This is a genomic window from Mycobacterium sp. 1245111.1 (genome assembly GCF_001673405.1).
In the GTDB taxonomy this organism is placed as follows: Bacteria; Actinomycetota; Actinomycetes; order Mycobacteriales; family Mycobacteriaceae; genus Mycobacterium.
Window position 1 is genome coordinate 15,861 of sequence record NZ_LZLV01000155.1, and the last position, 23,689, is coordinate 39,549.

The 23,689-nt window shown below is 66.7% G+C and carries 20 protein-coding genes; 9 read left to right on the forward strand and 11 right to left on the reverse strand.

The genetic code is table 11. The annotated features are described in order from the left end of the window. Nucleotides 1-32 precede the first annotated feature (32 nt). The 9 genes from A5658_RS26275 to A5658_RS26315 form a co-directional block, all read right to left on the reverse strand. Nucleotides 33-902, reverse strand: coding sequence for an ESX secretion-associated protein EspG (locus tag A5658_RS26275; protein WP_067342318.1), 870 nt, complete (start codon nucleotides 900-902; stop codon nucleotides 33-35). 13 nt (nucleotides 903-915) lie between these two features. Further along, nucleotides 916-1,206: a WXG100 family type VII secretion target gene (locus A5658_RS26280; protein ID WP_067342320.1), complete on the reverse strand. Its 291-nt coding sequence runs from the start codon at nucleotides 1,204-1,206 to the stop codon at nucleotides 916-918. Nucleotides 1,207-1,233: 27 nt separating this feature from the next. Next, a complete protein-coding gene (gene esxG, locus A5658_RS26285) occupies nucleotides 1,234-1,527 on the reverse strand; it encodes a type VII secretion system protein EsxG (protein ID WP_067342322.1) in 294 nt (97 codons plus the stop codon). A gap of 46 nt (nucleotides 1,528-1,573) precedes the next feature. Beyond that, a complete protein-coding gene (locus tag A5658_RS26290) occupies nucleotides 1,574-3,010 on the reverse strand; it encodes a PPE family protein (protein ID WP_067342323.1) in 1,437 nt (478 codons plus the stop codon). A gap of 3 nt (nucleotides 3,011-3,013) precedes the next feature. After that, complete coding sequence (locus A5658_RS26295) at nucleotides 3,014-3,319, reverse strand: PE family protein (protein ID WP_067342326.1); 306 nt, start codon at nucleotides 3,317-3,319, stop codon at nucleotides 3,014-3,016. A 24-nt stretch (nucleotides 3,320-3,343) separates the two neighbouring features. Then, nucleotides 3,344-7,294, reverse strand: a complete 3,951-nt coding sequence (gene eccCa / locus A5658_RS26300) for a type VII secretion protein EccCa (protein WP_067342328.1) — start codon at nucleotides 7,292-7,294, stop codon at nucleotides 3,344-3,346. Further along, a complete protein-coding gene (gene eccB / locus A5658_RS26305) occupies nucleotides 7,291-8,847 on the reverse strand; it encodes a type VII secretion protein EccB (RefSeq protein ID WP_067342331.1) in 1,557 nt (518 codons plus the stop codon). Before eccB ends, eccCa begins: the two co-directional genes overlap by 4 nt. Further along, on the reverse strand, nucleotides 8,844-10,685 hold the full coding sequence (eccA, locus tag A5658_RS26310; protein ID WP_067342333.1) for a type VII secretion AAA-ATPase EccA: 1,842 nt from the start codon (nucleotides 10,683-10,685) through the stop codon (nucleotides 8,844-8,846). The genes eccB and eccA overlap by 4 nt, the downstream gene beginning before the upstream one ends. 435 nt (nucleotides 10,686-11,120) lie before the next feature. Continuing rightward, nucleotides 11,121-12,914 carry a thiamine pyrophosphate-requiring protein gene (locus tag A5658_RS26315; RefSeq protein WP_067342335.1) on the reverse strand — a complete coding sequence of 598 codons (1,794 nt, stop codon included), beginning with the start codon at nucleotides 12,912-12,914 and terminating at the stop codon, nucleotides 11,121-11,123. Nucleotides 12,915-13,425: 511 nt separating this feature from the next. On the opposite strand from A5658_RS26315, the gene A5658_RS26320 reads away from it, so the two are divergent. The 7 genes from A5658_RS26320 to A5658_RS26350 are packed head-to-tail and all read left to right on the forward strand — an operon-like array spanning nucleotide 13,426 to nucleotide 20,744. Further along, the gene (locus A5658_RS26320; protein ID WP_067342337.1) at nucleotides 13,426-13,905 is read left to right on the forward strand and encodes a hypothetical protein; all 480 of its coding nucleotides are present in this window, start codon (nucleotides 13,426-13,428) and stop codon (nucleotides 13,903-13,905) included. Between the two features lie 5 nt (nucleotides 13,906-13,910). Then, nucleotides 13,911-14,657 carry a gluconate 2-dehydrogenase subunit 3 family protein gene (locus A5658_RS26325; RefSeq protein ID WP_067342339.1) on the forward strand — a complete coding sequence of 249 codons (747 nt, stop codon included), beginning with the start codon at nucleotides 13,911-13,913 and terminating at the stop codon, nucleotides 14,655-14,657. Then, on the forward strand, nucleotides 14,657-16,345 hold the full coding sequence (locus A5658_RS26330) for a GMC family oxidoreductase (protein ID WP_067342340.1): 1,689 nt from the start codon (nucleotides 14,657-14,659) through the stop codon (nucleotides 16,343-16,345). Before A5658_RS26325 ends, A5658_RS26330 begins: the two co-directional genes overlap by 1 nt. After that, nucleotides 16,338-18,131: a glycoside hydrolase family 15 protein gene (locus tag A5658_RS26335; protein WP_067342343.1), complete on the forward strand. Its 1,794-nt coding sequence runs from the start codon at nucleotides 16,338-16,340 to the stop codon at nucleotides 18,129-18,131. Before A5658_RS26330 ends, A5658_RS26335 begins: the two co-directional genes overlap by 8 nt. A gap of 31 nt (nucleotides 18,132-18,162) precedes the next feature. Then, on the forward strand, nucleotides 18,163-19,176 hold the full coding sequence (locus tag A5658_RS26340; RefSeq protein ID WP_067342345.1) for an SDR family oxidoreductase: 1,014 nt from the start codon (nucleotides 18,163-18,165) through the stop codon (nucleotides 19,174-19,176). Then, entirely contained in the window at nucleotides 19,173-19,628 is a 456-nt protein-coding gene (locus tag A5658_RS26345) for a hypothetical protein (protein ID WP_067342346.1), read from the forward strand. The genes A5658_RS26340 and A5658_RS26345 overlap by 4 nt, the downstream gene beginning before the upstream one ends. A 9-nt stretch (nucleotides 19,629-19,637) precedes the next feature. After that, nucleotides 19,638-20,744, forward strand: coding sequence for an enolase C-terminal domain-like protein (locus A5658_RS26350; protein ID WP_067342348.1), 1,107 nt, complete (start codon nucleotides 19,638-19,640; stop codon nucleotides 20,742-20,744). A 5-nt stretch (nucleotides 20,745-20,749) separates the two neighbouring features. Here the strand turns inward: A5658_RS26350 and A5658_RS26355 are convergent, their stop codons facing one another. Then, the gene (locus A5658_RS26355; RefSeq protein WP_067342350.1) at nucleotides 20,750-21,637 is read right to left on the reverse strand and encodes an oxygenase MpaB family protein; all 888 of its coding nucleotides are present in this window, start codon (nucleotides 21,635-21,637) and stop codon (nucleotides 20,750-20,752) included. A gap of 72 nt (nucleotides 21,638-21,709) precedes the next feature. On the opposite strand from A5658_RS26355, the gene A5658_RS26360 reads away from it, so the two are divergent. Then, on the forward strand, nucleotides 21,710-22,351 hold the full coding sequence (locus A5658_RS26360) for a TetR/AcrR family transcriptional regulator (protein ID WP_067342352.1): 642 nt from the start codon (nucleotides 21,710-21,712) through the stop codon (nucleotides 22,349-22,351). Nucleotides 22,352-22,356: 5 nt separating this feature from the next. On the opposite strand, the gene A5658_RS26365 is transcribed toward A5658_RS26360, so the two are convergent. After that, on the reverse strand, nucleotides 22,357-22,932 hold the full coding sequence (locus A5658_RS26365; protein WP_067342354.1) for a VOC family protein: 576 nt from the start codon (nucleotides 22,930-22,932) through the stop codon (nucleotides 22,357-22,359). Between the two features lie 123 nt (nucleotides 22,933-23,055). On the opposite strand from A5658_RS26365, the gene A5658_RS26370 reads away from it, so the two are divergent. Next, nucleotides 23,056-23,688: a TetR/AcrR family transcriptional regulator gene (locus tag A5658_RS26370; RefSeq protein ID WP_067342356.1), complete on the forward strand. Its 633-nt coding sequence runs from the start codon at nucleotides 23,056-23,058 to the stop codon at nucleotides 23,686-23,688. The last annotated feature ends 1 nt before the right edge of the window (nucleotide 23,689 follow it).

The following is a 23,689-nucleotide window of genomic DNA, read 5'->3' on the forward strand; positions in this document are numbered from 1 at the left end:
TGCGGAACATTGCTTCTCTTTCTCTTGGTGAATCAGACAGTTTGTGGGTTGGTGCTGCTGAAGTCTCGGGAGAGCCGGTTGCCCTCAAACCAGTGGCCGTCCGGCAGTTGGCCGGTGAGCTGTTCGACGGCAACGGCGACGGCGAATGACGTGCCGGGTGCGAAGGTGGAGATCCACTCGCCGTCGAACGCCCGCGACGGGCTGACCAGGACCCTGCCCAGTTCGGTGTCGACGAGGCTCATGCCGACCTCGGTGCTGGTGTGCCGGCCGTCATGGTGAGAGCCCGCGACGATCTCCACGTAGCTGCGCGGCCCGGTAAACACCGATTCGACCACGGGCCGCGCTGACTGCGGGATACCCAGGTAGTCAAGGACTTCGGTGAGCGGCGCACCGTTGCGCAGCCGCTCGTCGGCCCGCGCCCCGACCTGGGCAGGCAGGCTGAATTCGTCGAACCGCGCCGGCGGGCGCTGCGCAAGGCCGACACCGAGGACCGGCACCAGCGCGCGGGAGTCATCAATATCCATCGCCGTGAAGGTGACCAGCTGCGCATTACGCAGCGCCACAACAGTTTTGCGACCGCGCCGGGCAATGATGCCGCGCAGCAGATCGTCGCCCCCAGAGGCGGCGGCGGACCCGACGTAGCGCAGGTCCAGCCACCGCTCCGGAAAGCACACCACCCGAATCCAGTCGGCGACCGCCGGATTGATGACGCCGTCGGCCGACACCAGGCCCATGCGGGCCAGTTCGGCGGTCTGGGTTGCGAGGAACGCACCCCGTTCGGCGGCATCAGTGTATGGCGTGGTGATCGCCAAGACCCACGGAAACGTTCCCGCTTCCACGGTTTCGGCGATGCACCACGCCTGATCGACGGTCAGCTCGACGGCGTTGGGCTCGTTAGTCATTGACGCTGGGGACCTAAGCGCCCCACTTGGCGCCTTCGGCCGAGTCGCGGGCCAGCATCGAGGTGGTGTTGTTCTCGTGCGTGCTCGCCATCGCCCGATACGACAGCACCAATTGCTCCAGTGCCTGGTTCCACTGTGCCTGCCAGGCCTGATAGCTCATCCCGGTGTCACCCTGCCACGCCGACTGCAGCGCGGCCTGCTCGGCGGAGATATCGGCACCCAGGCTCTGGATGGTGCCGGCGTAGCCGGCCATGTCCGCCGAATGCGCCAGCATCGCCGGGTAGTTGTACATGATCTGCGACATCACAAACCCTTTCTGTCAGACCTGGTTTCAGAAGCCCGGGTAGCTGCTCGCCGCAGCACTGTCAGCGGCCACATAAGTACCCGCCGCATCGCCCAAGTTCGCCTGCGCGATATCCAGCAGCGAATTCACCTTCGCCGCCGCCGCGACGAACCGGGCATGCGCGGCCTGAAACGCCGCCGCCGAATCGCCGGCATGAAAGGCCTGCGCCGACATCGCCTCCTGCTCGGCCTGACCGATCGTCGACCGCATCAACCCCGCCTTGGCACCAAACGCCGACTGCGACGCCACCAACTGCGGAATGTGAGCATCCAACAAACTCATCCCTGAAATCCTTTCCTCATTTGATTACCGTTGCCACGCCAACACCTCAGTTGCGCTCCCCCTCCCAGCTGTGCCCCTCACGTGCCTGCTGCTCCCATGTGCCCGGCACCATCGGCATGCGCGGACCATCACCAAATTCGTTGCTGCTCAACCTCGCAAGTCCCGAGGCCTCTGCAGCACCGTCCTTGCCCACCGTGCCGGCGAACCCCAGCGAACCCGAACCACTGCCCGAGGCCACCGCCGCCGAAACGAGCTCCCGGTCGTCCTGGGTGCCCCAGTCGGGGTCGACATCGACGTCCATGTCGGCGAATTCGTCGTAATGGTCGTGTTGCATCGCGCGCCTGCGGCGCCGCGCCCGCGACTTGGCGGGGCTCGCCGCGGCAACCGCGGCAGCGGCGGCGATCGAGCCGGCCGGCGCCTTGGTCTCGTCGCGGTCGATCAGCGTCGGTCCGGGGCCGTCGTCGGGATCCATCCCGCCCACCATGTATGCGAAAGCGGGCGCCGGTGCCGCCGTGGGCGTGGCCCCGGCCGTCGCGCCGGCCGCCGAGGTCGACCCACTGGTCGCGGCGGCTGCCCCACCCGTCGTCGCAGGCGCCGCGGCCGGCATCCCGCCGGGCTGTCCGCCCCGAAACCCAGGCGCCCCAACCACATCGGGCGCCGGCTCCGGTGCAGCCGGATTCGCCAAGGTGCTGAGCGCGAGAGCGAGGATGAGCGGCAAGAACGCCGGCGAACTGAGCAGGACCGACCAGAAGGTCGTTCCAAACGGGATGAAGAACGCCTCGTAGGCGATGAAGAACAACAGCGGGAACCACTGGCTCGGGTTGGCGAGGATAGCGCTGAGCGTCCCGCTCGGATCCTGAAGGAGCGCCACGAACTGGTTGTAGATGTCGGTCAGGAAGTTTCCCGACGACGGCGGACTGGCCGCCGCAGACAACGCATTGTTGGACTTCAGCACCGGTGGGGCGGCCTCGGTACGCGGAGACGACGCCAGCGCCGAGCCGGCGATCCCCTGGTAAGTCGCCATCGTGGTGGCCGCCTGGATCCACATCCGGGCGTAGTCGGCTTCGTTGAGAGCAATCGGAATCGTGTTGATACCAAAGAAGTTCGTCGCGATCAGCACGCCGTGGATGACGTGGTTGGTCGCCAACTCCGGAAGCGTCGGCATCGCGGCCAACGCGGTGGTGTAGGCAGCCGCGGCGATCTCGTGCTGGGCTGCCGCGCCGGCGCTGTTCGCGCTGGCCTCGGTGAGCCATGCCAGGTAGGGCAGGTGCGCGCTGACGTATTCTTCGGCGCTCGGACCCTGCCATGCGCCTGCCTGTACCGCGCCGAGCAGCGAGGTGAGATCGCTTGCCGCCGAGGCATATTCAGCGCTCAGCGCGGACCAAGCACCCGCGGCCGCCATCAGCGACCCGGGGCCAGGACCGCTGCTGAGGAGCACTGAATGCACCTCAGGCGGCGAAGCCATCCACACCGGCGCAGTCATCGGCTACAGGCCGGCGCCGTATGTCGTTGCGGCAGCGGCGTCGCCCGCCGTGTAGCTCACACCGGACTCACCGACACCGACACCGGCGCGGCCGAGTTCCTCGACGCCTTCCGCGGCCACTGCCGCGTGCTCGGAGCCCTGAGCGCTGAAGCCGGCCGCGGTCTGCAGCGACACCGGGTCCGCAGCGGAGGGGACCACGGCCGTGATGGCCGGTGCGGCGCCCGCGTGTGCGGCCGCCAGCCGGGCCGTGATCGCCTCGACGGCGGCACTGGCCGACGCCAGACCTTCGGGAACAACTCGCAGTGTCATGACAACTACTCCTTTGGTTGAAACTCACCGACCGCCGTCGGCGGCGACACTTTCGTCGACGAGCGGGTTGACCAACTGCACGTACGTGGGGGTGTCGCTATCGGTCAGCAGGATCGCCCGACCGGCCGGCAGCCGGTCGAACCGCTGACCGCGAATCTTCCCGCCGTCCACCGGGTTACCTGACAGCATCAGCGTGGTGGCTTGCAGGTCGTTGAAGCGACGCAGCAGCGGGCTGGTCATCAGCGCATGCGCGGCACCGCTGGCCCGCGCGGTGACGATCACCCGCAGACCGAGATCGCCGGCCTGCGCCAGCAGGCCGATCAACGGGGTCCAAGGACGCTGTCCCACATAGGGTCCCGTCATCGCCGGAGTGTCCGGGATCTGGTCGACGTCGTCGATGATCAGGTAGTGGGTGTGGCCTTCGAACGACCAGCCGGTCAGCTGCGACGCGTCCAGACCTGCCGGTGGCCGCCGCTTCTCGATGAGTCCCGCCAGCCCGAGCATCGCCGGTGTAACCCGGTCGATGTTCGCGGTGTACTCGTTGTCCGGGAACAACGGCTCATCGACCAGATGCAGCCGGCGGTCCAGCACGGTGAACGCGACCTGGTCCGGGGTCGAGTTGTCGCGGATGGTGCGAATGATGTGCCGCAGCAACGTCGTCTTGCCGGTCCTGGTGTCACCCAACACCATCAGCAACGGGTTCTGGGCGAAGTCGAGTTGCACCGCGGCCAGGTCCTCTTCACGTTGACCGATGACAATCCGGTCGGCGCCCCCGTACACCGGTTCGAGCGCGGCGGGGTCGAGGTTGGTGGGCAGCAACCGCACCGGCGGCGCGGTGATCCCCTCATGCAGGGCATTGATCGCGGGCATCTGCTTCAGTTCGGGAGCGGCGATCAGGAAGTGCTCTGCGGCCATGGTCAGACCACGCCCCGGCTGGTCGGCAGGCACACTTTCGGCCGGACGGTGCAGCGCACCGACCACCCGGACATTGCTGTCGCGCGCGTCATGCAGCTTGAGCTCCAGCCGCATGCCCAGACCGTCGCGCATCGCCAACGGCACCTCGAGCCAGCTCGGCGTCGTGACGACCACGTGGATGCCGTAGGCCAACCCGACGTTGACGAGTTCGGTCACCTTGCCCAGCAACGGGTTTCGGGTGTTGAACTGGTCGGTGTTGTCGCGGCTGAACGCATACAGGTTGTCGATGACCAGGAACACCTGGCCCAGCCCGTCGTCCGGCCCTTGTTTGTCGCGGAAGACTTCCCGCTGCTGACGTGACCGCAGCAGCTGCTCGAGCTCGCCGAAGGTGCGGCGGATGCGTTCCGGCTCCAACGACGACGCGACGCTGCCGACGTGCGCCAGGTCTTCGAGCGCCCGCAGCTGACCGCCGCCGTAGTCCAGGCAGTAGAAACTCACCTCGCGGGGCGAGTGCAGACTCGCCGCCGACAGGATAAACGTCTGCAGCGCAGTCGATTTACCGGACTTCGCACCACCGTGGATCAGCAGGTTGCCGGCCGAGGATCGGGCGTCGAACACCAGCGAATCGCGGCGCATCTGGAACGGCCGATCGATCTCACCCAGTGGCCAGCGCAGTTCGCCACGGGGCACCGACGCCCGGGCCAGGGCCGCGCTCAGCGGAATCACCTCGTCGAGCGGCGGCAGCCACAGCTCGGGTGCGCGAGGACCGAAGCGGGCCAGCTGGTCGCCGATGGTGGCGATCAGCTTCCGTGACGGCGCGATCGGTTCGTCGTGTCCGTTCTTGGCGATGATCGTGGTCTGGTCGGGTTCCACCCGCCCCGCCGTGAAAAGCTTGGGTTCGGGAACCGAATGCACCACAAGCGTTTTCGGGGTCTGCGGCGGGTCGTAGATGCCGTCGACATAGGTGCTGCGGAACTTGATCGGCGCGGCGCCGGGCGCAGGTACGAGGAAGCCGACGCCCTTGTGCTCCTTGCCCGCTTCGATGTGGTAAGCATCCTCCACACCGATGATCGACCGCGACACCGCCGGGCTGGCAACCTTCAGACCGATCCGGTACGAGGTGTTCTTGTCGATGTCCTTGATCTTGCCCACGTCCAGCGTCTGTGACGCGAACAGGATGTGGATCCGGAACGAGCGGCCCTTGCGCGCAACGTAATCGAACAGCTCCGCGTATTCGGGGTGGTCGGCCAGCATCAACGTGAACTCGTCGGCGACCACGAACAGCGTCGGGATCGGCGGCAGGTCGTGCCCGGCAGCGATCGCGTTCTCGTACTCGGTCACCGAGTTGAACGCGCTGCCCTGCACCTTGCGGCCGGCTTCGCGCAGCATCACTTCCCGGCGGGCGACCTCGCCGCGCAGGGTGTCGGCGAACCGGTCGGCCAGCGACTTCTTCTCGGCCATGTTCGAAATCACCGCGACGACCTGGGGGAAGTTTCGGAAGATGTCCGCGCCCGCCTCACCCTTGAAGTCGGCGTAGATCACGATGAGCCGGTCTGCCGAGTGAGTTGTCAACAGCGACAACAAGATCGACATGAGGGTCTGCGACTTACCGGCACCCGTCATACCGATCATCAAGCCGTGCGGGCCCATGCCGCCCTCGGCTTCGTCCTTGAGGTCGAACATCAGCGGTTCGCCGGTCGCCGTCACACCGATCGGCACCCTCAACTCGTCGTCGCGGTGCCGCGGCGCCCACAGCGTGGGGACGTCGAGTTGGGACGCGTCCGGAATGCCCAGCAGCGTCGTGAACGTGGCGCCGCGGGTGGCGGTCGATTGCAGCCCGCTGTGCGTCGGGTTGGAGTCCCAGCGGGACAGCCGACGCGCGACGTGGACGGTGTCGTCGACGCCGAGGGAGTCGGCGCTGTCGATGTAGCCCTGCCAGCCGCCGGTCTGCCAGCGTTCGATCGCGCCGTCGGCGATTCGCAGGATCGGCCGCTCAGGATCGGAATACTGTTCGCGGTGCGGAGCGGTGGTCGATCGGTACACCACCGTGACCCCTGCCCGACCGGCGGCCAACGGCGAGGCGGCCAGGTCGAAGTCAGGGTCGTCGACGATGATCAGCAAGTGCCGCAACGCATCTGCCGACCCATTCGCGAATGCCGGGCGGTCGGACAACGTGGTCCCCAACAGCGCGACCAGCTCGTCGGGCTTGGTCGACAGATAGCGCGCCGGGCCCACACCGTCGGCTTCGGCCGGGATGTCGACGTGCGGCAACCATTTCAGCCATGACCAGTCCGGCGATTCCAGGTCCGGTGTGGCGACCGCGACGCCCAGCACCGTCGGATCATGCCAGGTCACCGCCTGGGCGACCCAGGCCCGCAGCGCACCGCGGACCTCGTCTTCTTCGCCGAGCACGGTAATGCGCGACAGCTTCGTCAGGTCGATACCGGTCGGAACGTCGTGAACCGTGCGCTGGGTGTCCAGCAGGCTGCGTAATGCACTGTGCGACACGGGTTCCAGGTCGACCTCGTCCGCGGTGTCGTTGACCCGCAGCGCGGTGTCCAAGGCCGCGGAGTGCACGCCGGCGCGCACCACCAGGAAGTCGCCGTCCTGCGGGTCACGCTCCCACTGCCGTCGCGAGCCAGGAATCGCCGCCAGCTCGGCCGGATCCGGGTGCGACCACTGCGCGGCGGCGCGTTGCGCGGCGGCCTGCGCCCGGATGTTGTCCCGGACCACCGACAGGTAGCGCAGATAGTCCGCGCGCTCGGCGTCGACTTCCTCGGTGCGCGACTTGTTATCGCCCCCACGGAAGAACGCGGTGGCGGCCAGCAGCAGCACGAACGGGAAGAACAACGTCTGCGGAGAGATGAGCCGCATCCCGGTGGCGACCATCGCGACGATCATCCCGACGATCAGCAGCACGATCACCACCGGCAGCGCGCGGCGCAACAACGACGGCGGGATCACCCGCGGCAGTTCCGGGGGTGCTTCGATGCTGATGCTGCCCTTACGGGTCACCGGCGAGGGCAGCCGGCGGCGTGCCTCGAAGATCAAGCGGCTCATCGGTTTTGCCCTTCGGCAGAGGTACGGCCAGGTCGGGAGTCGGGCGCCAGTCCGTCGTGCGCGATCAGCGCGTCGGCTCGCGACAGCGTCGGACCCGGCGCGTACAACGACAGCACCGACCACGGGATCGGCGTCGCCGGCGCGGTTAGCCCAAGCGCATCAGCGGTTTTCGCGTTTCCGGTGACTCCGGCTTCGTTGTCGATGCCGTAGCGCACGCCGGTGTCGGAGATCCAGAACAGCGACCCGGCCGCCGGCGAGGCAGCGCTCTGACCGACGGTCTGGGCGAAGTACCCGGTGCCGGGGGCCATCGCGACGCGGCTGGCGGTTCCACCCGCGCCCGCACCGACCAGGTCCTCGGTGTGCACCGAGTCAGGAATCGGCAGCGCCGAACCGGCCAGCAGCGTCAGCGAATTCGTGCTGGCACCGGAGGCTTTGCTCCAGTGCGCACACGCCACCGGGTCGTGGGCGGCATCGAGCAGACTGACGCGCTGCTCGGGGTAGCGGCTGGTGTCCAGTTGCCGGGATACCGGCAGCTTGGCCACCTTGTCGGCGCTCAGGCGCGGCGGCTGGTCCAGGCCATAGGAGTTGGCGTTGCGTAGGATTGCGGCCAGCACCGGTGAAACCTGCTGCAGACCGTCGGGCAGTACCGCGTAGTAGTTGGCTGAATTGCTCTCCAGCCCATGTGATTCCACGACACCACCAATGGGTGCGGGCACCGGGAACTTGGCCGGGCTGCCGGCATCGGGGATCGCGGGGGCGGCCAGCGGCGGCGACTCGGGAATCGCGTTGAACAACCCGGCGGCGATCGGACGTGGCGTGTGCACGTCGGCGCCGAAGCCCAGCGCGCTGGTCACCGCGTGGTCTGCAAGGTCGATCCGGCTGCGCCGGCCATCCCACAGCAGCCATGCACTGGACGGATTGCTGACCAGAATGGCCTTGCCCGCGTCGACCGCCGCCGCCCGGGCACCCGAACTGTCCGGAACTCCGGCGATCACCGTGACACCGGGCGCCGTCCCTCCCACGGCGTCGCACACCGTCCAGTCGGCGTCCTTGCGGGTGTTCTGCACCATCCGCTCGGGCGCGCCCGGGATACCGATCAGGTTGCCGAGCGGAAACTTGTCCAGCTCGGTACTTTTCACCATCGTCGGGTTGGCCGGCTTACCGGCGATCAGCCGGGCCGACGCCAAGTTCAACACCGGATGCAGTTGATCGCCGACCCGCACGTACAGCGCGGCCGTGGACCGGTCCGCCAATATCGCGTTGTTGGCCGCCGACCCGTTCGGCCGGATCAGCGAGAACACGAAGCATCCCACCAATGTGGTGACCAACACGACGACGCCCATCAGGACCGCGCGCGTCTGAGTGCGCAGCGGGTCGACCAGCATCCGCGTATCGTGCAGTGCCACACCAGAAGCGATGCGGCGCATGACAAATCGCCAACCGGTCACCTGGTGACGAGTCACGAAGCCGCGTCGGTAGGCAACGCTGTCCGGGTTGTCGTTGACGGGGGTGCGCGACGCGAACGTGCGCCGATCGTCGGATGGGTCGGTCATGCCGGCATCTCCAGCCGCAGACCCTCGAGCAACGGCGGCACGGTGTTGGCCACGTCGGCGGCGGTGATCGTCATGAGCTCCTCGTCGGTGAATTCACCGGTCTGTGCGTGTTCGGAGTGGTCCAACCGGAATTCCCGTTCCTCTTCCGACTTTTCGACGACGTTACGAACGAATCGTCCGTTGCCGGCGATGTCGAGTCCGCGGCGCTCGACGCCTGCCGAATCGGCCTTGGTGGTGTTGGCCAGGTGGGCGAACAGGGATTCCAGATCGTCGAGTGCCGCCTTCTCGAAGGCGCTGTCGCGCCGGGTGGCCATGAAGTTGGCAATCTCGATCAGCTCGGCCGGCTGGTAGGACGGGAAGTCGATGGTGCGGGTAAACCGCGACCGCAGACCCTGGTTGGTGTCCAGGAAGCGGTCGAGGTCGGCGCGGTAACCCGCGATGATCACCACCAACCGGTCACGGTCGTTCTCCATCCGTGCCAGCAACGTGTCGATGGCCACCAAGCCGAAGTCGTTCTTGGCGCCGGTGGCGACCAGCGCGTAAGCCTCATCGAGGAAGAGCACGCCGTCCAGCGCGCTGTCGATGATCGCGTTGGTCTTGGCTTCGGTCTCACCAATGTGCTGGCCGATCAGGTCGGCACGATGAACCTCTTTGATGTTTTCTTTCTTCAAAAGCCCAAGGCCGCAATAGATTTTCGCGACGACACGCGCGATTGTCGTCTTGCCGGTCCCGGGCGGGCCGGTGAAGACCAGGTGGTGGGTGCGCTGCGCCACCTCCAGCCCGCGCTCCTTACGGACCAACTCCATCGCCACCGCGCTCTTGAGCCGCGCGACCTGATCCTTGACCTTCTCCAGGCCGATGAACTCGTCGAGTTCGCGCTCGGCCTCAGACAGCAGGACGGCTTTGCGCTCCTGCGCACCGGGGTCGACGAAGTCGCCGGGCTTGGGCTCGGTGGTGACGTCCCAGGGATCGATGCGCGCGGCGATGCGGTCCGCGGTGGTGGGCACGATCCCGAAGCTGGAATCGGTCAAGGCCTCTTCGACTTGAGCGTTCTCCGGGTTGGCGGCGTACAGGTCCTGCAGGACCTCGCGCGCGGTGTCCTCGTCGCCGTCGGCCCGCAACGACAGCCCCCGGGCCAACGCCCCGTCGACCGCGGCCACGGCGACCGGGCCGTCCGGCTCTTCGAGGTAGGACAGCGCCGCAGCAAACATGCCAAGCCGCGCCAACGAAATCCCGAGGGCGATCTTGACGGCGTGCGCGAAGTTTGGCTCCAGGTTGGCGTCGTTGACGATCGGCGATAGCAGTTTCACCACGTCAGCCCAGCGCTCGGCGCGGTAGTGGATCGTCGACATCACCCAGCGGGCCTCCCGTGAGCTTGGTCGACGCCGGCTGACATCACTGGCCAGTTGGTGGGCCGCAGCAAACCGGCCGTCGCCGGCGAGCGCCGCGGCATAGGCGAGGTGGAAATCGTCCGGCTCGGTCGCGCGGAACTTGAGGTAGAGACCAGTGTCGTAGAGGAAGCCCAACGCGCCGTCCGGGAGTTCAACCTGGCGCCGCAGCACACCCGCTGTGGCGGAGTTGTGCGAAATCGCTTCCAGCACAGACAAAGACGTGTCACCCGCGGCGGCCAGTCCGATCCATGCGTCGGCCTGGTCGTGCGCGATGCGAACCAGACCGGTGAAGCCGGACCGCGCTGCGGCCAGATCCGCCGGGCGCGTGCGGTCATAGATGGTGAGCCCGAGCGCGCGGCAGCAGGTCGCGAAGCGACTCGTTATGTCGTCGTCCACCCTGACCGTCGCCGGCCGGGTGGCGACACCGCCGGTGTCAGCGATTTCCACGCCTCAGTCTCCCCTTCAGACGTAGTGTTGCCTAAGCTAACTTCGGGCGAAGTTAGCATTGCATAAGCTGGGTGTCGAGACGCACGTCTTCGCTGGACGGCCGGTCTGGATCACTCCGCCGCCAAAGCGCAAGCGCTGCACGTCAAACCGCGTGTCCGAACTCTGGCAGCGCCTTTTGGCCGCGCGGAGACAAATGTCTACATTCCGTCGCCACCCGACCAGCTTAATGAAAATGAGTGTCATTAACGGAGAACTGTACGCCATCGGGTTCTCACGTCTTGATCGCGCTGTGGCTGTCCCGGCGTCCGGTGCGAGGACAGGTCGGCCCTACGCCCGCTCAACAGCGCACTGGTGTCGTCCGATCCGGCCACGACGGCATTCAATACGACGTCGTGTCGTAGATACAAGACCCCGATCGGGTAGGGGGTATTGGGTTCAGTTCTTCTTGTGCGGCAAGAACTCCTGCGCCTTGGTTTTCAGGCCGGTCTTGACGAAGCCCACCCGGTCCTCGTCGCCGGCCAGCACGGCCGTGGTCGCCGCCTTGAACTGGTCCCAGGTGGCATGCGGCGGAATCGGCGGCATGTCGGGATCGGTGTAGACGTCCAAAACGGTCGGCCGGTCGGCCGACAGCGCGTCACGCCACACGTCCGCGAGCTCCTCGGGATCCTTGACCGACGAGGCGTTGAGCCCGAGGCCCGCCGCGAATGCCGCAAAGTCGACATCGGGCAGGTTCTGCGATTCCGCGAACTTCGGCGCACCGGCCATCGCGCGCATCTCCCAGGTGACCTGGTTGAGGTCGTTGTTGTGCAAGATCGCGATAATCAGCCGCGGGTCGTCCCACTCGCGCCAGTACCGCTTGATCGTGATCAGCTCGGCCATCCCGTTCATCTGCATGGCGCCGTCCCCGGCGAAGACGATCACCGGACGGTCCGGATGGGCGAACTTGGCCCCGATGCCGTAGGGGACGCCGGGGCCCATGGTCGCCAGGGTGCCGGACAGCGAACCGCGGATCTCGCCACGGAAGCGTAGATTGCGGGCGTACCAGTTGGCTGCCGAGCCGGAATCGGCTGTGACGATGGCGTTTTCGGGCAGCTGCGGCGACAGCTCGGAGAACAACCGCAACGGGTTGACCTGCTCGGTCGCCACCATCGCCTCCTTGTCCATGGTCTCCCACCACCGGGCCACGTTCTTCTCGATCCCCTCGCGCCACGACCTGTCCTCCTTGCGTCGAAGCAGCGGGATGAGCGCGCGTAACGCGGATTTGGCGTCGGCCACGAGGTTGATGTCGTACGGGTAGCGCATCCCGATGAACCTGCCGTCGACGTCGATCTGCACCGATTTGCACTGGCCGAACTCCGGAATGAACTGGGTATAGGGGAAGCTCGAGCCCACGGTCAGCAGAGTGTCACACCCGCGCATCATCTCGTAGCTGGGCCGGGTTCCCAGCAACCCGATAGAGCCTGTCACCCAAGGCAATTCGTCCGAAAGCACGTCCTTACCCAGTAGGGCTTTCGCTGCGCCCGCTCCGAGCAAGTCGGCAACCTCGGCGAGCTCGTCGGCAGCCCCGCGCGCCCCGGTACCCACCAGCATCGCGACCTTTTTGCCCTCGTTGAGAAGGGCGGCGGCGCGAGAGATGGCGTCGTCGTCGGGATCAATGGCCGGCCACTCGATGCCAAGACTGGACGGCACCATCTTGAACGCGTGAGTCGGTGGCGAATACGGCAACTCCTGAACGTCGGAGGGAATGATCAGCGCCGTCGGGACACGTTGGGTCAACGCCACCCGGATCGCGCGGTCCAACACGTTGGGCAATTGCTCTGGGACAGTGACCATTTGGACATAGTCGCTGGCGACATCCTTGAATAGGCTCATCAGGTCGACCTCTTGCTGGTACGACCCACCCATTGCGCTGCGATTGGTCTGCCCGACGATCGCCACCACCGGTACGTGGTCGAGTTTGGCGTCGTAGAGACCGTTGAGCAGGTGGATCGCGCCCGGGCCGGACGTCGCCATACAGACTCCCACCCGACCCGAGAATTTCGCGTATCCCACCGCCTCGAAGGCACTCATTTCCTCGTGCCGCGACTGGATGAACTTCGGCTTGTTCTCGGCGCGTCCGAACGCGGCCAAAATTCCGTTGATGCCGTCGCCGGGATAGCCGAAGACCTGCTCGACGTCCCAAGCTCGTAGCCGCTCGAGTAAGTAGTCGGCGACCTCTTGCTTCGACATGGCTTCCCTTTCTGCTCAGACGATCGTGTTGCCGAATCGCCGCTTCTTGACGCGTGCGACGGTTTCCCAAGCGGACTCAACCGCCCTACGCCTGTGCTGCGCAGCGGCCAAGTCGGCGGCTTCCGAGAACCGCACCATGGCGGTATTACCCGCAATGGCCGGCGCTACTCATTTGCCATCCACTTCACAGCTAGCAAGCGGGAAGTTTTCATAATTGCGCCGACGCCGAGGCCACGGGAGCGCTGGGCATGATGCCGCCCGCACTATCAACCGGTTGACAACGAGATCCGCAGCGCCGTCGCAGGATTCAGGGTTTGTCGGGTCAGTTTTGCGGGTACGGCCCCGGGGTGCAGTTCGCACGCGTGCACGCGCGCGACCGGACCACCTAGTTGAACACGCAGCTAACCCGTCCTCAGCAAACCCATGCCGCCTGCATGGCTTGCAGACGCCGAACGCGATTTCTGCCCTGCGCCGTCCCACAGCAGAGCGGAACTAGAGGGGAGAATTGCCAATGTTATTGCTAGACAACGTCGGACGGCATCCAGGTGAACCCAAGCAGCTGGCAGAGCGTGCCCTCTACGACGTCGCGCACGGTCGGTTCGAACGCTCCCTGGCGGGGCTGACGGCGATGGCGGCCGTCGTCACGACCGCGGAGATCTACTTCGAGCACTACAAGGCCAGCTTCGGCAACAAATGGATGTGGAGTCCGGTGGTGGTGACGCCGCCGGTGGTCGTCGCCGGCATCGGCGGCGTTTTCTCCCGGCGGTGGGCCAAGCGGTGGCTGCCCATCACCGCCGGCGTCTACACGATCAACGGTCTGATGGGCGAGTATTTCCACGCTCGCGGAGTCGCCCGCAAGCCGGGTGGTTGGAAGAACGCGTCCTACAACGTGCCGATGGGCCCGCCGATCGCGGCGCCGGGGTTGATGTGCATGGTGGGCGGCATGGGGCTGCTGGCGGCGGTCCTGCGGCGCGAGAAGTTTCGGCGATAACCCCGATGGCCGACACGTCACGTCCCGACCACCTGCCGAACCTGCGCCCGGACGGCAAGCCTCCCCATCCGTCCTGGCTGCCCAGGCAGCGCCGCGGCACCACCCCGCAGATGATCGGCCGCTACCCCGATTTCGACGTCCTGGAAACGGCCGACACATGGGACGACGCCACCAGAAAGGTCGTTCTCGCGCGACTGGAACAGCCCGGTCCGTTGCGGTTCTTCACCGCAGGCGAGGAGCCGTGCCTGCGAGCGTTCTGTGACACCGTGCTTGCCCAGGACACCGAACCGCGGGTGCCGGTGGCAGAAGCCGTCGACTCGAAGCTCGCCGACGGTCGGCTCGACGGCTACCAGTACGCCGACATGCCCGATGACCGTGACACCTGGCGCATGGTGTTGCAGGCCCTCGACGAGACCGCGTCCGAGCGCTACGCCAAGGCTTCGTTCGCCGCGGCCGACGTCGGCACCCGCGAAGAGATCATCGGCCAGTTCGCTCAGGGTCAGTTGAGCGGCGGCACGTGGGAGCGGCTCAACGTCAAGCGCGCCTGGTCGGTGTGCATGCGGGGGGCGTTGTCCGGTTTCTATTCCCACCCGTGGGCCTGGAACGAGATCGGCTTCGGTGGTCCCGCCTACCCGCGCGGATTCATGCGGCTGGGCGGCGCGACCGGGTCGGACGCCGCGCGCGAACCTTACGAGATGCCCGGCGCCACCGACGAAGATCCGGTCCGCGTCGTCGAGGGCGGTGAACTCTGATGGGCGATCTGTGGCGGGGCCTGCTCAAAGGCGCGGTCGGGCCCAAGGACAACGACTCCCGCTACCTGCTCGACGTGCATTCCCGCGATCTGCCGGGCGAAAAAACGATGCGCCGCTACGGCGATGACGACGAGGTCGACATGGTGATCGTCGGGGCCGGCGCCGGTGGCTCGGTCTTGGCGCAACGGCTGGCCCGCGCGGGCTGGCGCATCGTCATCCTCGAGGCCGGCCCGTTCTGGCACCCCGACGAAGACTGGGTCTCCGACGAGGCCGGCTCGCACGGCCTGTACTGGACACAGAAGCGCATCCTCGGCGGCGACGACCCGATCGAGTTGGGCAAGAACAACTCCGGTCGTGGCGTCGGCGGATCCATGGTGCATTTCGCCGGGTACACCCCTCGGTTTCATCCCAGCGACTTCCAGACCAAAACCCTCGACGGCGTGGGGGCGGATTGGCCGATCGAATACGAGGACCTGCGCCCGCACTACGAGCAGATCGAACTCGAGCTACCCGTGGCCGGCCAGAACTGGCCATGGGGCTACCCGCACCGGTATTCGTTTGCCCCCCATCCTATTTCAGGTGCTGCTGCCAAGCTGTGGCGCGGGGCGCAAAAGCTGGGCATCGAGATGCGGGTCGGACCCGTCGGGATCGTCAACGGTACGTTCGGTAACCGGCCGCACTGCATCTACCGCGGCTACTGCCTGCAGGGCTGCAAAGTCAACGCGAAGGCCAGCCCCTATGTCACGCATCTACCCGATGCGCTGGCTCACGACGTCGAGGTACGAGCCAATTGCATGGCTGCCCGCGTCGAGTTGGACGAGAGCGGCCTCGCCCGCGGGGTGGTGTACTACGACGAGGCTGGTGGCACTGAGCGGCTGCAACACGCCAAAGTCGTTGCCGTGGCCGGCTATTCGATCGAGACGCCGCGACTGCTGTTGAACTCGGCCAGCAATCGCTTCCCCAACGGACTAGGCAACAACGACGATCAGGTGGGCCGGTATGTGATGGTGCAGGGTGCCAGCCAGTCGGCGGGCCGGTGGTCCGAAGAAGTGCGGATGTACAAGGCACCGCCGCCGGAGGTGTCCTCCGAACAGTTCTACGAAACAGATGCGTCCCGCGGCTTTGCCCGTGGCTTCTCCGTCCAAACCGTATCCCCGATGCCGATCGGCTGGGCCGAACATGTTCTCGCCGAGGGACATTGGGGTCGGGCGATGCGCGAGTACATGCGCGACTACAACCACTGGGCGACGATCGGCGTGCTCAACGAACTGTTGCCGCTACCGGACAACCGAGTGACCCTCGCCGAGGAGACCGACCCGTACGGGCTCCCGGTGGCCCGTTTCGACTACACGTTGTGCGACAACGACAAAGCCAACATGGCCTATTCCGACCACGTGCTCAGTGACATCCTGCACGCGGCCGACGCCCAGGATGTGCTGACGATACAGCGGTTCGCCCACCTGATCGGCGGCGCTCGGATGGGCACCAGCCCCGACAACTCGGTGGTCGACCGCGATCACCGGGTGTGGGGTGTGCCGAATCTGTTCGTGGCCGACGGCTCGGTCTGCCCGACTCAGGGCTCGGCCAACCCGGCGTTGACCATCATGGCGTTGGCGTCCCGTCTCGCCGAACGGTTGGCCAGCGGCACGGTCAGCGCGCGGCCCGCGAAGGTAGGGGCGCGTGCCTGACCGCAGAATCGACATCGAGGCGACGTTCTCGCCTCGGGTGCTGCGGGAATACGCGCTACTGGCTGACGGCGAGCGTGGCGCCCTGATCGGTCCCCAGGGCGACATTGCGTGGATGTGCGCGCCGCGATGGGATTCCGCCGCCGTCTTCTCCAATCTCATTGGCGGCGGGGGAATTTACGCCGTTACGCCGGCCGACGTGCGTCATGTCTGGGGCGGATATTACGAGACGGGCACCCTGATCTGGCGCAATCGCTGGATCACCCGCGACGGCATCGTGGAATGTCGTGAGGCGTTGAGCTTTCCCGGCAATGTGGACCGGGTGGTGCTGTTGCGCCGCGTGACCGGCTGCCGCGGGACCGCTCGTGTGCGGGTGCTGCTGCAGCCGAGCGCGGAGTTCGGCGCGCGCGGCCCCGGCCGGATGAGCGTCCACGACGGCGTCTGGGCCGGGAAGTCGGGACGGTTGCACTGGCGCTGGCAGGGAGGCTGCGACGCGCGAAACGCGAAAGGACCGCACGACGGCAAGGCGCTGCTGGCGTGTGATCTCACCGTCGCCGAGGGCGAGCACCACGATTTGGTGCTGGAGCTATCCGAGGCCAGACTTTCCGACGAGCTCCCAGACCCCCACATCGCCTGGGCCGCAACAGAGGACGCGTGGCAGCGCAGCGTGCCCGACCTCGATTGCGTGATCGCCCGCCACGACGCCAGGCACTCCTACGCGGTGCTGCGCGGCCTGACCAGCAGCGGCGGTGGCATGGTCGCCGCCGCCACGACGAGCCTGCCCGAACGCGCGCACGCCAACCAGAACTACGACTACCGCTACGCCTGGATCCGTGACCAGGTCTACGCCGGTATCGCCGCGGCAACCGTCGAAGCACCCGAACTCCTGGACCGCGCAGTCGAGTTCGTTGGTGCCCGACTGCTCGAAGACGGCCCGGACCTCAAACCCGCGTACACCGTCGCCGGCCGCAGCGTGCCCAGTGAGCAAACGCTCGAGCTGCCCGGCTACCCGGGCGGAAGCGACAGGATAGGCAACTGGGTCAACCAACAGTTTCAGCTCGACGTCTTCGGCGCGGCTCTGCAGTTGCTGGCCCGCGCCGCCGAGGCCGACCGGCTCGACACCGAAGGCTGGCGAGCCGCGCGAGCTGCCATCGCCGCGATCGAAAAGCGTTGGCAGGAGCCGGATGCGGGGATCTGGGAAATCGACAACGAAAACTGGACTCAGTCGCGCCTCGCGTGTGTGGCCGGGCTGCGCACCATTGCCAAGGTCACCGGTGGGGGCGCCGACGCCAGCGCCTGGCTGTCGCTGGCCGACACGATCCTCGCCGACACCGCGGCCAGCAGCCTGCATCCACGTGACGGCTACTGGCAGCGCAGCCCGCGACTTCCCGAGGTCGACGCGTCGCTGCTGCTGGCGCCCGTGCGCGGGGCCGTGCCGGCCGACGACCCCCGTACCCGGGCCACGTTGGACGCCGTCCGCCACCAGCTCAGCGAGGACAGCTTCGTTTACCGCTTCCGGCACGACGAACGCGCGCTCGGCGAGGCCGAAGGCGCCTTCCTGCTCTGCGGGTTCATGATGGCATTGGCCGAACATCAACTGGGCCATGCCAATTGCGCGATGCGCTGGTTCGAACGCAACCGCGCCGCGTGCGGGCCGCCCGGACTGTTCTGCGAGGAATACGACGTCCGGCAGCGCCAGCTGCGCGGAAACCTGCCCCAGGCGTTCACACACGCGTTGATGTTGGAGTGCACAGCCACGCTCGCAACCGACGGAGTCCACCACAACTGACTACAGCCACTTCGAGGAAAGGCAGTCTGCAATGACACAGACCGTGGTGATCACCGGGGCCAGCGCCGGCATCGGCCGCGCCACCGCGAAGGAGTTCGGGCAGCGGGGCGCCAACGTCGCGCTGCTCGCCCGCGGCGGGGCCGGGCTCGACGGCGCGGCCCGCGACGTGGAGGCCGGCGGCGGTAAGCCGCTGACCATTCCCACCGACGTGGCCGACTACTCGGCCGTGGCAGCCGCCGCCGACGAAACCGAGGCAGCCTTCGGCCCGATCGATGTGTGGGTCAACGTCGCGTTCACCTCAGTTTTCGCGCCGTTCGCCGAGATCACAGCCGAGGAATTCAAGCGGGTGACCGAGGTGTCCTACCTCGGGTATGTGCACGGCACCATGGCGGCGCTGGCGAAAATGCGCCCTCGCGACCGGGGGACCATCGTGCAGGTCGGCTCCGCGCTCAGCCAACGTTCCATCCCGTTGCAGTCTGCCTACTGCGGCGCCAAACACGCCGTCAACGGGTTCACCGAATCGGTGCGCTGCGAGCTGCTGCACGAGCATTCGCAAGTGCGGATCACCCTCGTGCAGATGCCGGCGGTCAACACGCCGCAGTTCTCCTGGGTCCTGTCCCGCCTCCCCCGGCATCCCCAGCCGGTACCACCGATCTACCAGCCCGAGGTCGCGGCGCGCGGCGTGCTGTATGCCGCCGATCATCCTGAGCGCAAACAGTATTGGGTCGGCGAGAGCACGGTGGTTACCCTCGTCGCGCAAAAGTTCGTCGCGCCGCTGCTGGACCGGTATCTGGGCCGCACCGGCTACGAGTCTCAGCAGACCGATCAGCGGGTGAATGGCCAACAGCCACAGAACCTTTGGCAGCCGGTCGACGACGAACCCGGCAGTGACCACGGGGCCCACGGTGGCTTCGACGACGAGTCCCACGGCCACAGCCCGCAGCTGTGGTTCTCCCACCACCCAGTCACATCGGCCGTCGGCGCGGCTGGCCTCGGACTGGGCGCTCTGCTCGCGGTCCGCGAAACATTCGGGCGGGCGCGATGACCGCACTCGCGCGTACCGTTTATGGGCTGCTGCTGCTCGTAGCTCCAAACTCGCTGTTGCACAGGGTATCCGGTGACCGGGCCAGCAAACGGGAGCGAAGGCTGACCCGCGTGCTGGGGGCCCGACTGCTGACGCAGGCGGCGGTGACCGACATTCGGCCCGACGCCGTCAGCGTGGCGCTGGGCGCCGAGGTCGATCTTGTGCACGCGATCTCGATGATTGTGTGGTCCGTCGTCGACCGAAGCTCGCGGCGCCTGACGCTGATCAGCGCGGCGCTCGCCGGACTCTTCGCCGCCGCCGGAACGGCACAGGCCCGACGTACTCCCGCGGTCGCGTCCCCGTCCGAGTCCAGCCAACTGCTCAACCTCTTGGTCCGCTTCCGCCATCAGGCCGCCGTGGCAGTCAGCCAATACACGCTGCCGCGGGCGTTGCGTGACGGCCTGGGCACCTAGGAGGTCCCGATGTCAGACGACCCCTGCATCGACGACCTCGCCGCCCAGGTCTACACGATCCCGACCGACGCGCCGGAAGCCGACGGCACATTCGCCTGGACGTCGACGACGCTGGTCGTCGCCGAGGTGACGGCCGGTGGCCAGACGGGGATCGGCTACACCTACGTCTCGGGCGCCTGCCGCGAAGTGATCGCCGGATCGCTAGCCGGCGCCGTGAAAGGACATCGCGCGCTCGATATCACCGGCGCTTGGCAATCCATGGTCAAGGCGATCCGCAACAACGGTCGGCCGGGCCTGGCGTCCTGCGCGATCTCGGCGGTCGACACCGCGCTGTGGGACCTCAAGGCCAAGTTGCTGGACATGCCCGTGTGCCGACTGCTCGGGATGGCGCGCGATGCTGTGCCGATCTACGGCAGCGGCGGCTTCACCACCTACGACGAGCATCAGACCCGCGGCCAACTCGAACGGTGGGTCGACACGTGGCAGATCCCCCGGGTGAAGATCAAGATCGGCGAGTCCTGGGGGGCCAACGAGCATCGCGACCTGAGCCGAATCGCGCTCGCGCGCAAGGTGATCGGCCCCGACACCGAACTTTATGTCGACGCCAACGGTGGCTACCGGCGTAAACAGGCCGTCCGCGTCGCGCGTGCGATGGCGGAGCACGACGTCACGTGGTTCGAGGAGCCCGTCTCGTCGGACGATCTCGCCGGGCTGCGCGAGGTGCGTGATCAGGTGAGCCCAGACGTGGCGGCGGGCGAATACGGTTATGACCTCGCCTATTTCAACCGGATGCTGGCCGCCGAGGCTGTCGACTGCCTGCAGATCGATGTCACCCGCTGCGGCGGCATCACCGACTGGGTTCGTGCCGCGGCCGTGGCCGCCTCATACGGTGTCGATGTCTCGGGCCACTGCGCGCCGAACCTGCACGCGCACGTCGCCGCAGCGGTGCCCAATCTGCGTCACCTCGAGTACTTCCACGATCATCACCGTATCGAGCACATGCTTTTCGACGGCGCCCTGTCGCCCGACGGCGGGGCCTTGCGGCCCGACCTGGATCGGCCCGGGTTGGGTATCGCGTTCAAGTACAGCGACGCCGAGCAGTACCGGGTCGGCTGAACCGGCTATACCAAGGGACGGCCGGCTTTGATCCGGCGATCCAGGTCCCACAGCAAAAGGTTGAACGGGAACCGCCGGACAAACTGCGGCATAGCGTTGTTGAGCGTGCGCAGGGTGGCGATCAGCCGGTCGAAGCGGCGCTGTGTGCGGTCGTCCCAGGCGAATTGCATCTCGTCGCGAAACCGCTGCGGCAGAAAGCCGGCGGTCAACAGCAGATTGAGCTTCTCCGGTTGGCGGCGTATCACATCGGGCAGCCGCAGCTTCTGGATCCGGCCCACCGCAATCGGATACAGGTAGTCGCGGACGGCGTCGTCGATGTGGACCTTGTCGAGTTGGTCGTTCCAGTAACGGTCAAACGCGGCGCGGTCCGCGGGCCACATCTCCGGCGGCACTTGCAACGTCGAGCCGAGAACGACCGCCTCCTTGTAGTGCCGGTCGGCGTCCTCATCGTCCATCTCGCCGATGAACATCCGGTAGAAATCGACCCCGCCCTTGTAGAGGCAGGCCGCCACCCAAAGCTGCAGGTCGACGTCGAAAGCGTTGTATTGCACCGGGCTGTCGGGAGTCGAATACACCTGCGCGTGAGCCTGATTCACCGCGCGCCGAAACGCCTCCTTCTGGGCGTCGGTGCCGGCCATCGCGACCGCGAGATAGGTGAACGTGGTGCGGGCCCGCTTGATCGGGTGCAGATCGACACGGCCGCTGTCCACCCGGCTCTCCACCACCCCGTAGCCGACACCGGGCCTGGCCAGCTGCATGATCACGTTGGCCGGGCCGAGCAGCAACGCCATGCCCATCAAGGTGTCGTCGAGTCGAGGTGTGCGCCGCGGTCGGCTGATCGGCGGCGAACTGACCGCACGCTCGACATGCCTGATTGGTTCGCTGACCGTCATCGCCCACCCTGCCCGCAAATTGTGAGAACGTGTGATTCCTGATATTGCCCGCCGGCGTGTACCGGTGTCAAGATGGGGTCCGTGACTCCTGCCCCGACGACGAACGCGCGGCCGTACCGCGGCGTCGATGCCGCCGCGCGGCTGGCCGGGCGCCGAGCCCGGCTGCTGGAGGCCGGACTCGACCTGCTCGGCAGCGACGATTCGGCGGAGTTGACCGTGCGGGCCATCTGCCGGCGGGCCGGCGTGGCGGCTCGCTACTTCTACGAAAGCTTCACCGACAAAGACGAATTCGTCGCCGCGGTGTTCGACTGGGTGATCGCCGAACTGGCCGCCACCACGCAGGCCGCGGTCGCCGCCGCCCCACTAGAGGAGCAGAACCGGGCCGGTATGGCCAACGTCGTCCGCACCATCGGCGGCGATCCTCGCATCGGGCGGCTGCTGTTCAGCGCGCACCTGGCCAACGCGGTGGTGGTACGCAAGCGGGTCGAATCCAGCGCGCTGTTCGCCATGCTGTCCGGCAAACACGTCGAGAACGCGCTGCGCGTGCCCGAGAACGACCGGATCAAGGCCGCCGCGCATTTCGTGGTCGGCGGGGTGGGTCAGACGATTGGCGCCTGGTTGACCGGCGATGTCCGCCTCGACCCGGAGCAGTTGGTCGACCACCTCGCGTCGCTGCTCGACGGGCTCGCCGATCCGGGCCTGTACCGCGATTGATGCCGCTAGTGAGCGGCCGGGACGCGGCGATCAGCCGACGTCTTGGGCACAGCCTTGGTATCGGCCGCAGTGAATTCCTTGACCCAGCAGGCGAATTCGAGCGTGATCCCGTCGGGATCCTGGAAGTAGAACGAGCGCACGTAGACCCCGGGATGCAGGGTGGCAGCGACCTGACGCTCGCTCTCGTCATGGTTGAGCACCGGCCCCACCCGCACGCCCTTGTCCTTGAGCCGCTGACGATAGGCGTCGAACTGCTCGGCCGGCACGTGAAACGCGAGATGGTTCATCGTGCTGACGGCGCTGGTGATTTCGCCGATCCCCGGAATGGCGGCAGGCGACGAGAGACCCGGAACCCGGTCGGGCGCATCGGCGAACCAGAAGAACGCGACGCAGTCACCGTTGCCGGCGTCGAAGAAGAAGTGCTGGCCGGCCCCGCCCGGCAGGTCCAGCGACTTGATCAGCGGCATCCCGAGGACGTTGCTGTAGAAGTCCACGGTGCGGGCCATGTCCGAACACACCAGCGCGACGTGGTTGATGCCGCCGAGTTCGAATTCGGCGTTGCGGTTGTGCGGCTTGATCATCTCCGGGCTCCCGTTCCATGGCGGAGATCAGGATCTGAACCTAACATCAGATTCACCTCTGTTTCAGGGAATGCGCTGTTCGCGGGGTCGACTGAATCCCATGGTGACCAAGGAGGCCCGTCGGTGTCTACCGTTTCGGACTTACCGCCGGGTCGCGCGCCGCTGCCGACGAATCGCGGCCGCAAAACCCAGGCCGCCATCGATACCGCCGCGCGGACGGTGATCATCCGCAAGGGCATCTTGACCACCACCGTCGCCGATATCGCCGCCGAGGCGGGCCGATCGACGGCGTCGTTCTACAACTACTACGACTCCAAAGAGGCGATGGTCCGCGAGTGGGCGCTGCGGTTCCGCGACGAACTGGGCGAGGCCGTGGAGTCGGTTACCCAGCACGGCCTCTCGACGCGGGAGCGTACGTATCAGTTCGCGGCCGCGCACTGGCGTACCTACAAGCATCTGCTGGCGGAGATAATCAGCATGTCGCAGCTGGCGATGGTGAACGACGACTTCGCCCAGTATTGGGCTGAAGTTTGTACCCTCCCGATCTCGTTCATCACCGAGACGGTGCGGCGCGCCCAGACCGACGGCTACTGCGCGGGCGACGACCCGCAGCTTGTCGCGGTGGCGATCGTCGCGATGCTCAACCAGTTCTGCCATCTGCAACTGACCGCGATCGGTAAGCCCGACGAGGACGCCTGTATTGCGACACTGGCCAACATTTTTTATCGAGCGATCTACCACAAGGAGGGCCACTGAG

Coding starts and splice junctions, on each gene's coding strand:
- A5658_RS26275 (WP_067342318.1), bottom strand. CDS start 902: ATGACTAACGAGCCCAACGCCGTCGAGCTGACCGTCGATCAGGCGTGG.
- A5658_RS26280 (WP_067342320.1), bottom strand. CDS start 1,206: ATGTCGCAGATCATGTACAACTACCCGGCGATGCTGGCGCATTCGGCG.
- esxG (WP_067342322.1), bottom strand. CDS start 1,527: ATGAGTTTGTTGGATGCTCACATTCCGCAGTTGGTGGCGTCGCAGTCG.
- A5658_RS26290 (WP_067342323.1), bottom strand. CDS start 3,010: ATGACTGCGCCGGTGTGGATGGCTTCGCCGCCTGAGGTGCATTCAGTG.
- A5658_RS26295 (WP_067342326.1), bottom strand. CDS start 3,319: ATGACACTGCGAGTTGTTCCCGAAGGTCTGGCGTCGGCCAGTGCCGCC.
- eccCa (WP_067342328.1), bottom strand. CDS start 7,294: ATGAGCCGCTTGATCTTCGAGGCACGCCGCCGGCTGCCCTCGCCGGTG.
- eccB (WP_067342331.1), bottom strand. CDS start 8,847: ATGACCGACCCATCCGACGATCGGCGCACGTTCGCGTCGCGCACCCCC.
- A5658_RS26315 (WP_067342335.1), bottom strand. CDS start 12,914: ATGTCGAAGCAAGAGGTCGCCGACTACTTACTCGAGCGGCTACGAGCT.
- A5658_RS26320 (WP_067342337.1), top strand. CDS start 13,426: ATGTTATTGCTAGACAACGTCGGACGGCATCCAGGTGAACCCAAGCAG.
- A5658_RS26325 (WP_067342339.1), top strand. CDS start 13,911: ATGGCCGACACGTCACGTCCCGACCACCTGCCGAACCTGCGCCCGGAC.
- A5658_RS26330 (WP_067342340.1), top strand. CDS start 14,657: ATGGGCGATCTGTGGCGGGGCCTGCTCAAAGGCGCGGTCGGGCCCAAG.
- A5658_RS26340 (WP_067342345.1), top strand. CDS start 18,163: ATGACACAGACCGTGGTGATCACCGGGGCCAGCGCCGGCATCGGCCGC.
- A5658_RS26345 (WP_067342346.1), top strand. CDS start 19,173: ATGACCGCACTCGCGCGTACCGTTTATGGGCTGCTGCTGCTCGTAGCT.
- A5658_RS26350 (WP_067342348.1), top strand. CDS start 19,638: ATGTCAGACGACCCCTGCATCGACGACCTCGCCGCCCAGGTCTACACG.
- A5658_RS26355 (WP_067342350.1), bottom strand. CDS start 21,637: ATGACGGTCAGCGAACCAATCAGGCATGTCGAGCGTGCGGTCAGTTCG.
- A5658_RS26360 (WP_067342352.1), top strand. CDS start 21,710: ATGGGGTCCGTGACTCCTGCCCCGACGACGAACGCGCGGCCGTACCGC.
- A5658_RS26365 (WP_067342354.1), bottom strand. CDS start 22,932: ATGATCAAGCCGCACAACCGCAACGCCGAATTCGAACTCGGCGGCATC.